At 56.0% G+C, this 9096-nt stretch carries 9 protein-coding genes; 3 read left to right on the forward strand and 6 right to left on the reverse strand.

Annotated features, from left to right (window positions below; translation table 11 throughout):
- The 3 genes from J0A65_RS20425 to J0A65_RS20435 all read left to right on the forward strand — a co-directional run.
- Positions 1-529: UDP binding domain-containing protein (locus tag J0A65_RS20425; protein WP_332874364.1), on the forward strand; the 529-nt coding region annotated here is incomplete at its 5' end.
- A gap of 72 nt (positions 530-601) precedes the next feature.
- On the forward strand, positions 602-2530 hold the full coding sequence (locus tag J0A65_RS20430; protein WP_206596191.1) for an acyltransferase family protein: 1929 nt from the start codon (positions 602-604) through the stop codon (positions 2528-2530).
- A gap of 50 nt (positions 2531-2580) precedes the next feature.
- On the forward strand, positions 2581-3696 hold the full coding sequence (locus tag J0A65_RS20435; RefSeq protein WP_206596192.1) for a glycosyltransferase family 4 protein: 1116 nt from the start codon (positions 2581-2583) through the stop codon (positions 3694-3696).
- On the opposite strand, the gene J0A65_RS20440 is transcribed toward J0A65_RS20435, so the two are convergent.
- The 6 genes from J0A65_RS20440 to J0A65_RS20465 all read right to left on the reverse strand — a co-directional run.
- Complete coding sequence (locus tag J0A65_RS20440; protein WP_206596193.1) at positions 3693-4556, reverse strand: glycosyltransferase family 2 protein; 864 nt, start codon at positions 4554-4556, stop codon at positions 3693-3695. The two genes, J0A65_RS20435 and J0A65_RS20440, sit on opposite strands and share 4 nt — an antisense overlap.
- Entirely contained in the window at positions 4553-5308 is a 756-nt protein-coding gene (locus J0A65_RS20445) for a class I SAM-dependent methyltransferase (RefSeq protein ID WP_206596194.1), read from the reverse strand. The genes J0A65_RS20440 and J0A65_RS20445 overlap by 4 nt, the downstream gene beginning before the upstream one ends.
- Positions 5309-5549: 241 nt before the next feature.
- Entirely contained in the window at positions 5550-6593 is a 1044-nt protein-coding gene (locus tag J0A65_RS27955) for a class I SAM-dependent methyltransferase (protein ID WP_206596195.1), read from the reverse strand.
- Positions 6586-7803 (reverse strand): lipopolysaccharide biosynthesis protein, encoded by a 1218-nt coding sequence (locus J0A65_RS20455; protein ID WP_206596196.1) that lies wholly within the window; start codon positions 7801-7803, stop codon positions 6586-6588. The genes J0A65_RS27955 and J0A65_RS20455 overlap by 8 nt, the downstream gene beginning before the upstream one ends.
- 56 nt (positions 7804-7859) lie before the next feature.
- A complete protein-coding gene (locus J0A65_RS20460; RefSeq protein WP_206596197.1) occupies positions 7860-8762 on the reverse strand; it encodes a glycosyltransferase in 903 nt (300 codons plus the stop codon).
- 121 nt (positions 8763-8883) lie between these two features.
- Positions 8884-9096 (reverse strand): hypothetical protein (locus J0A65_RS20465; protein ID WP_206596198.1); only part of this gene is annotated, 213 nt, incomplete at its 5' end.

Consider the following 9096-nt stretch of genomic DNA (forward strand, 5'->3'; position numbering starts at 1 on the left):
CACGCCTTACCAGCCGGGTCCGGGTCTCGGCGGTCACTGCATCCCCATCGACCCTTTCTATCTGACCTGGAAGGCCAAGGAATACGGCATCAACACGCGCTTCATCGAACTGGCCGGTGAGATCAACCATTACATGCCGCACTGGGTCGTACAGAAAACCGCAGACGCCCTCAACGACCACGGCAAGGCTGTCAAAGGCAGCCGCATTCTGGTGCTGGGCCTGGCCTACAAGAAGAACATCGACGACAGCCGCGAATCGCCGGCCGTGGAGATAATGGAACTCCTGCACGGCAAAGGCGCATTGGTCGACTACGCCGACCCGCATATCCCGTGCTTCCCCAAGAAGCGGGATTATCACTTCGACCTGAAGTCCATCGAGCTAAGCCCAGAGAATATCGCCAGCTACGACTGCCTGGTTCTTGCTACCGATCACGACAGCTTCGATTACGAGCAGCTACTGAATCAAGCACGCCTGGTTATCGATACACGAGGGCGCTTACCCCGGCAAGCGAACGTAGTCTCAGCCTAAGCCAATCCCGAGGCAGCGGTAGATAATCCGACGCCACGCAGCTATCCAATAACAGGCCAACGCCAGCACGCGATGAACGCTTCTTTTCGACCTGATATCGAGGGCCTTCGGGCCATAGCCGTTCTTTTGGTTATCGCCGCCCATTTCGATCTCCCTGGGTTCTCGGGCGGTTTTATCGGCGTCGACATTTTCTTTGTCATCTCCGGTTTTCTGATAACCAGCATCCTGTTGAGAGAGCAGAGCACGACCGGCACGATCGCACTTGGACGCTTCTATGCACGCCGCCTACGCCGACTGCTCCCCGCGCTGGCGACGATGCTGGTTGTTACCAGCCTGCTGACCAGCTACCTGCTGCATGAAAGCCAGTACCAGGAGCAAGGTATCGCGACCGCCATGGCAGTCGTTTGGCTCAGCAATATCTACTTCACCTTTTCCGACGTCGACTATTTCGGAGATGAAAACACCAGCAATGCCATGCTGCATACGTGGTCACTGGGCGTTGAAGAGCAGTTCTACCTGATGTGGCCACTCGCGATCTTGTTGGTCGCCGGCTACTGCAAAGGTCGGAACCCCCACATAGCGGCAGTACGCTTTTTTACCGTGATCACGGTGATCTCTTTCTGCGCCTGCATGCTGTTCTCGGTGTCGAACCCGCAGTTTTCCTTCTACATGATGCCGACCCGCGCCTGGCAGTTCTCAGCCGGTGCTCTGGTATGGCTACTCTCTCGAGACAGGAGAGCCTCCAGCTCAATCGCCCTGGCCTTGGCTAGCAGCGGCCTCCTTCTGCTGCTGAGCGCTCTCGTGATCATCGAGCCGGACTCCGTCTACCCCGGCGCTCTCGCACTGTTACCCACCCTGGCTACATGCCTGTTGTTATGGGCAGGAAGTAGCGGCAAACAGACCATCATCGGTAGTTTTCTCGCGCTGCAACCGATGCAACGACTGGGACGGCTCTCATATGGCTGGTATCTCTGGCACTGGCCCGTTCTCATCATCGGCGAGCAACTGGCCCCCATCAAAGGCCATCTCGGTCATACGTTCCTCGCCCTGGCCGTATCCTTATTGGCTGCGATACTGACGTACGTTCTGATAGAGAACCCGATTCGCTACGGCTCGGCAGCCCGCATCAAGACCAAATGGCAGATCGTCCTGGCCGTGTTCACGATGCTTCTGCTCAACTCTCAGTTCCTGAAGTGGCAGACCGACACCCAGAGACAATTGGCAACAGCCAACCAGGCGTTTGTCCGAGCCCTGTCCGATGTTCCAATTCTCTATAAGCAAGGGTGCGATAGCTGGTATCAGAATGCAGACCTGAAACCCTGCATCTATGGGAGAGAGGATGCCCAGAAGACAGCCGTTCTTCTCGGAGACAGCATTGGTGCCCAATGGTTTCCTGCATTGGAACGCGCACTCGATCCAGCACAGTGGCGACTGATCGTTCTAACAAAGTCCTCATGCCCGATGGTGGATGAGCCGTACTTCTATGCACGTATCGGCAGGGAGTACACCGAATGCGCCGAATGGAGGGAAAAAGCAGTCACGTGGTTACAGCAGCAGTCGATTGATCGTCTGTTCATTGGCAGCACAGCCTCCAATGCTTTCAGTGATGAACAATGGCAAGAGGGCACACGCCGCATACTTGAGGAATTTGCACACAGCGCAAAAGCCATTTACCTGCTGGAGGCCAACCCAACGCTGAAAGTGAGCGGCCCCCAATGCCTCATGCGACATGGCGCCGATCATGAGGCCGCATGCCAGAACCCCGCGGGGCCGGCGCAATATACCCATGTAGCCGAACTACTCAAGGCCGTGGCGGAGACACAACCAAACACCTATTGGCTGCCCACCAGCAAGCTGGTCTGCCCGGACGGACAATGCCAGGCCATGCGCGACGGAACGGTGGTGTACAGGGACGCACAGCACCTGACCGCAAGTTTTGTCGCCAACACTGCGCCGTATTTCCTCGAACAGATTCAGCGTTACGAAAAGGCCACTCAATGACAACGCGCATCCTACTGATCACGCGCAACCTCCCCCCATTGGTCGGAGGTATGGAGCGTCTGAACTGGCATATGGCTGATGAACTAGCCAAACAGCACGAGGTACAGGTGATCGGCCCGGGAGGAGCGGCAGCACTGAAGCCCCAATCTGTCATCCTGACTGAAACGCCACTCAAGCCCCTACCACTGTTCCTGCTGATGGCCTTTTTCAGGGGGGTGTGGATTACCTTGCGCTGGAAACCGGATGTCATTTTGGCGGGTAGCGGCCTTACGGCGCCCATTGCCTGGTTGCTGAGCAAACTGCGCGGCGCCCGCTCGGCCGCATATCTGCATGGCTTCGACATTAGCGTCAATCACGGCCTGTACCGCAGACTTTGGCGGCCAATATTCAAGATGCTAGATAAGGTCATCGTCAATAGCTCGCCTACACACGCTCTGGCCATAGCGGCTGACGTAAACCCAAACAAAATCAGTATTGTTTATCCTGGCGTCAGCCTGCCGGAGTCATCACAACCTGCAGAAAGCATCGCAGCGTTTAAAGAGCAGCACGGACTAACTGGCAAAAAGATCCTGCTATCCGTAGGACGCCTGACGACACGCAAGGGCTTGCGGGAGTTTGTAGAGCAGGCACTGCCCGCCATCGTAGAGACCGAGCCTGATGCAGTGCTCGTAGTGGTTGGCGAAGCACCAAAGAACTCCTTAGGCGCAGGAATCCAAAGCGTTGAAAGCATTCAGGCCCAAGCTGCAAAGTCTGGCGTGTCGGGGCATATCAGGTTTTTGGGCGTAATCACTGACAAGAAACGGCTGGCTACTGCCTACGAAGCTGCCAACGTACATGTGTTTCCTGTGCGACACATCCCTGATGACCCTGAAGGCTTTGGAATGGTCGCAATTGAGGCAGCCGCGCATGGATTACCGACGGTGACGTTTGCTACCGGCGGAATAGTGGATGCAGTGTCGGAAAAACTATCAGGAACACTTGTGCCCTCAGGCGACTACGTAGCACTTTCAGAACAGATAATAAAAATACTGCATACAGACATACCCACACCCCGCTCGTGCCAAGACTTCGCGTCACAGTTTGCGTGGGAACGTTTTGGGGAGAACCTTAGAGAAAACCTGGGTACTTTTCCGATGGAAACAAAACCACACCGCTTGAAATATTAACTTGGCGGCAGCGCTCCAGTGATGACACCTCGAGCAATACCCCGGGCTCGCCTCAGCGCGAACAGGGGGAAAAAGCTACGCTGGCGCAGTGAGCGAACCAACGCCCGCAGCACAAGCATGGTAAAACGCACAGCTGCCAGTATCCGCCGCTCACTCACTTTGTTTTCAAGTACGTTACTCAATAGCAAATGAGCCAGTGCCGTACGCTCCTCATAAAATGGTGATCCTCGCTTGGCAGTTGCCGATCCCTCGTGATCTACCCACACAGTATCAACATGACTGATACGCGCCCCCCGCCGATGCAAGTGCCAGCCCAAGGCGATTTCCTCACCATACATAAAGAACTGCTCATCAAAAAGCGGGGTAATTGGTATGCGATCAAGCGCCGCAAGCATGCAACATCCCCGTGGTACCTCGAAGGTCCCAGGCCATCGACAACTCATCAGTATCGCAAACCAGCGGTGATAGTAGACCTGTCCCAGCCGCTGCCCGTCATGTAGGAGCGAGGGGAAAGCAATGCAAACATCTTGTTCGGCATTCAATGCAGCTTCTAGCGCAGCGATCACCCCGGCATTTGGTAACGCATCGTTATTGATCAGCAATACCCGCTCAGAAACACGGTGACGAAGTCCAAGATTAACTCCCGCCGCGAAGCCCAGATTGGCGCCGGCATCTAAAACCCGAACGCGGCCATCATCAGCAAACGCAGATATAAGCAACGCGCAAGTGACGCCATCGTCCGCGCTGTTGTCGACCACCTGTACGACCGGCACCCCCTGCTCTAGTAACGCTTTGACGCACGCGATCGTACGATGCGGGGAGCGGTATTCAACCACCAGTGCCTGCAACCGAGCACTCATCGTACGCCCCGTGTAGCCGTAACCACTAACTCCTCTCCGGCAAATGCTGACAAGCTTGCGGCCAAATCGACCATTAATGCCAACGGCCCGACCATCCAGGAGCGACGGCCGAGAGCCATCGCTCGCTCACGGCTTGCACGCAGTCGCTTAGCGGAACCCCGACCACGCTTCAAGAAACGCACCTCATCAAAACCCACATCCCGCAAAAGGGATGCAAGCGCCAATGGGGGCGGCATCACCAAATGCCTTGGCGTTTCGAGTGGCTGCCAGGCATCACTGTACAAATGGTGCCCCGGACCTGAAATATTAGGCGTAGCAACCCACAAATGCCCTCCAGGGCGGAGACGGCTATAACAATCTGCAAGCAAAACGCGCGGATCATGCACATGCTCCAAAACGTGGGCCATCGTAATTACGTCGAACAGACCTGACACATCATCGAGCGACGCATGGACATCGACATGAGACGATTGACGCGCAACACCTGCTGCCGTTGGATCAGGCTCAACTCCTACTACCTCCCACCCGGCCTCTCCAGCACGCTGCAGAAAACCACCACTCCCGCATCCTAAATCCAGCAAACGCCCACCACCGCGCGGCAAATGGCGCAGGTGATAATCGAGCTGCTGCCGAAGCGGCCATGCCAATAAAGCCAGCAGAACCATCCATTTCGGGCCTGCTACACCGATGCGATAGCGACGTGCGAGGTAAGCTCGGGCGATACTCTTGAGCAAACCTCGCCCCTGAAGCACAGCGTTCTCTGCGAGAGGGGGTTGGTGCGTATAGTACGAACCATATGCCTTCGGTAATGCCGCAGGAGTGGGGCGTGGGTCCAATAACAAACTGCCACACCCAGGACACTCCACCATGGACCAAGTCCCTGGCACGTCCTCTTCGAGATCTATCAACCCCTCATAGGCATTGAGCAAACGCTCGTTACCACAGACAGGGCAAGCCCTGAGACGTTCTAAATCGCCGTCTTCCCACACAGCTCTATTTTCTCCGCTTGGCAATAACGACTATCTCTTCGGACAGCGCTGGAAACCATGATCCCAATACATCAATTACAGACGCGATAAGTGCACCCCCGCATGTAAACCCTCGACTGCGGCGACGAGCGTATTCCACTGATGGGAGTATCGAACTACGCGCACCTCTTCCACGACGCATCAAGCGCACATCCTGGTAACCGGCAGCCCGAAGCATGGCAACAACCTGGCGGGGCGGAGGCAAGAACAAGTGGCGCGGAGGATCTAGAGAAAACCAGTTGCGTCCGAAAACAAGATGTCCCAGCCCAGAGGGATTGGGAAGGCTCATCCACAACGTACCGCCAGGCCGCAACCACGGATGCATCCGCCGTAACGCCTCATCAGGCGCATGCAAATGTTCAAAAACATGCGAAAGAGTAATTTGATCGAACGGCGCCGCCGGTGCGAACGCCTCAATTGCACAGTTCGCCACATCGAGCCCCTCCTGCCGCGCTCCCATTGCGGCGAGGGGGTCAGGCTCAATACCCTGTACCACCCATCCAGCAGATCGCGCTCTCAAGAGAAAAGCACCATTGCCGCACCCGACATCCAGTACACGACCGGGCTTAGCCGGCAAATGGCGGAAGAAGTAATCAAGCTGCTGACGAAGCGGCCATACCATGGGGACTAGCCAACGGCCTATCCGAGTAGCAGGATGCCGCGTAGCGCCAAAACGCGCGTTAAGGTATCCATTGGCCAATCGCCATACCCACGAAGAGCCATTATCGCGCGAGTTTGCATTCCCGCCGCTGCCATGGGTCACATAGTCAGTCGGATAGGCTCGACCAATGGCCGCGGGTGTCGGTCGTGGGTTCAAGTGAAGCGAGCCACACACCGAACAAGCCAGAAACCCCCAGCGCCCCGGCAAGCCCCCCAAAAGATCTTCAAGATCCTCATGGCGGTCAGCAAATTGCTCTCCGCCACAGGCCAAACAGATCGTGACGTATTCAAGATCTGCCTTGTCCCATTCAGCTCCGCCTTCGTCACCGCTTCTTTGACTCTCATACATCACTGGAGCTTCCAACTGACCTCAACTCGTCTAGAGCGAGAAAAAAAAATAAGGCCATGGTAATCGCAGCACAGGCCTCGGCAAGAAGACAACCAAACATTACACCTCCGATGCTCAACGCCGGGTATGTCAGAAACGCGACCGCCGCGAGAATCGCAAGGCTGCCTATATCTAACAGCGCCCTTACCAACGGAAGCCCGACAGCAATCAATGCCGTGGCAGCCACTTGACGAAGCCCTATGAGCACCACTAAACCTGCCAACCCCTGCATCCATGGCCACGCATCCGGATAGAGCCCGAAGCTACCTGGGGGGTATATCGCCAAAAAGGTATACAACAGCACTATCAGTACAATACCGATAGCAGCGACAGCAAGTAAGGCCGCGATAAACGAGCGCTTCAAACGAACGACATCACGCTGTGCGACAGCCGCCCCCCAGCGCGGCAGCATAGTGGCCGCCAATGCAGTGGCAGGCATAGCTAATGCCGAACATACGCGGTACGCCATTGCGTAGTGCCCCGCCTGGTGAAGTCCCATAACGCGAACCATCAAGGGCTTGTCGAGCTCACTTGAAGCTAGAGCAGCGCCTCCCATTACCGCGTAACGCCATGCGGCAATGAATGTACTAATCAGCGGGAAAGTAGGTCGCCATTCCAACGCAACGCTCCGGGTGACCCATATAAGCATGGCGAAAGCAACCAAGGCTCCTACCACGACATGAATGAGCAAATAGCTCTCTAACATCATGTCTGCATTGCCCAACAGAGTCATGCACAGCCCTGCCGCTACTGCTCGTGCAATTGTCAGCGCTGCCGGCAAGCCGGCAGCAATACCAATATGGCCAATCGAATGCCCCCACAGACCGGCAGACTGGACAAGCGAAGCGATCAACACCTCGACAACCATGAAAGCGATTGTCACATGCAGAGAAACAACGCCCCCCAACCACCTATCGAGCAACAAAGCTCCTAAGATAGCCAGCAACGGGCCAGTGACGATAAGAACACCAAGCGCCTCACTCCAACGTTTTCCATTCCTGATTGACGAATGCGCATCAGCAAAGAACAGGTAGGGAATACCTAATGGGGCTACCAATGAGCAAACCGCCGACACTGCGAGCACCGAGGCGAGCCAGCCAAAGTCTTCCGCTGGGAGCTGCTTTACGAGCAGCCAGAGCCACGCAGCCAAGGAGAAGACTCGTACAGCCATCCACACCCCACCCGACAGCGTGTCTCTCGCAAGGGCAGCGAGCCTAGACATCCTGGTCACAGAGCACCCGACCGCCCAAGCACGCCATCCCGAACACCCGCAACCATATTGCCTAGCTGGGCCAAACGCTGTGGCCCAGCAAGTGCAAAAACCACCACTGTTAGACCCAGCTTTACTACCGCCCACGCTTTCCAAATAGGCGGAACGTAAGAGCGTCCAAGCAACAACACCGCATTGCGAAAAAGGTAACGATGCCTACTTGGCGAGCGCACCGGCCAAACCCGCCAACCGAACAGCCATAACCGCGTAGTTCGGTCGCCCATACGGTGCAGAAAAGAGGCCTCTGGCACGCCATATAACCGATGACCGGAAGCCAGTAACCGGAACGACCATTCGGTATCAACATGGTCGATAAACAAACCTTCGTCCATCCCCGCTAAAGACAACGCAAGCTCAAGAGCCATGAACGTTCCACTTCCGTTGAGGCACTCACAAGGCACCGGGGCTCCATCGACGGGATTAACACGCGCCCAACGCCAACCTACTACCTGATGGAAGCCATGCTGCACGCCTGATACAGGGTCGCGTAACGTTGGGCCAACCGCCCCTACGGGATACCCGCGTGCCACCAGAGCGGAGTGGGCATCAGCCAAGGCGCTAGCCGAGCCTTGTAGCGGTTCGCTGTCCTGATCCAGCAACAACACATGAGTGCAGTCGCCTCGGCCCGCTAAGTACTCCATGCCGCGGTTCTGCGCAGCAGCCAACCCCAGATTCGCACCAAGGCGCATCACTTCGACTCCTGGAAGGTTGGCAATTGCCGGCTCTATAAGCGCCCACTCATCATCTGAAGTACCGTTGTCGACCACCAGCCGGAGCCAATCGTCTGGTAGAGCTCGCAGCTGAGTCACAACAAGCACAGGATCTGGACTGAATGTGACAGTGATCGATGCGCAGCGCATTAATGTCTCCACAGCAAATATGCCGTGCCTAATTCATTATCAAGATAACGAGTACGCAGCGGACGCCCATATGCGACAAAACCTGCTGTAGCACGAACCATAAGCCGAATGTCGACCAGTATCACTTTGTGTCTTTATACATCAACGCCGTGATCTGCTCTGAAATAAGCCCCATCAGAAACACCATCACAGCGCCGCTGTACAACAATGCACTCATATTGGTGAAGCGACCGAAACTATACAGGGTATAGCCATACCAGCCCGAAGCCAGCAGGAACATGGCAAGCGCCACCGGGGCGAAGATTTTCACCGGAGAAAACAACGTACCGATCTT

The sequence above is a fragment of the Bowmanella yangjiangensis genome (genome assembly GCF_017255015.1).
GTDB lineage: Bacteria > Pseudomonadota > Gammaproteobacteria > Enterobacterales > Alteromonadaceae > Bowmanella > Bowmanella yangjiangensis.

Coding starts and splice junctions, on each gene's coding strand:
- J0A65_RS20440 (WP_206596193.1), bottom strand. CDS start 4,556: ATGAGTGCTCGGTTGCAGGCACTGGTGGTTGAATACCGCTCCCCGCAT.
- J0A65_RS20430 (WP_206596191.1), top strand. CDS start 602: ATGAACGCTTCTTTTCGACCTGATATCGAGGGCCTTCGGGCCATAGCC.
- J0A65_RS20455 (WP_206596196.1), bottom strand. CDS start 7,803: ATGGCTGTACGAGTCTTCTCCTTGGCTGCGTGGCTCTGGCTGCTCGTA.
- J0A65_RS20460 (WP_206596197.1), bottom strand. CDS start 8,762: ATGCGCTGCGCATCGATCACTGTCACATTCAGTCCAGATCCTGTGCTT.
- J0A65_RS27955 (WP_206596195.1), bottom strand. CDS start 6,593: ATGTATGAGAGTCAAAGAAGCGGTGACGAAGGCGGAGCTGAATGGGAC.
- J0A65_RS20435 (WP_206596192.1), top strand. CDS start 2,581: ATGGAGCGTCTGAACTGGCATATGGCTGATGAACTAGCCAAACAGCAC.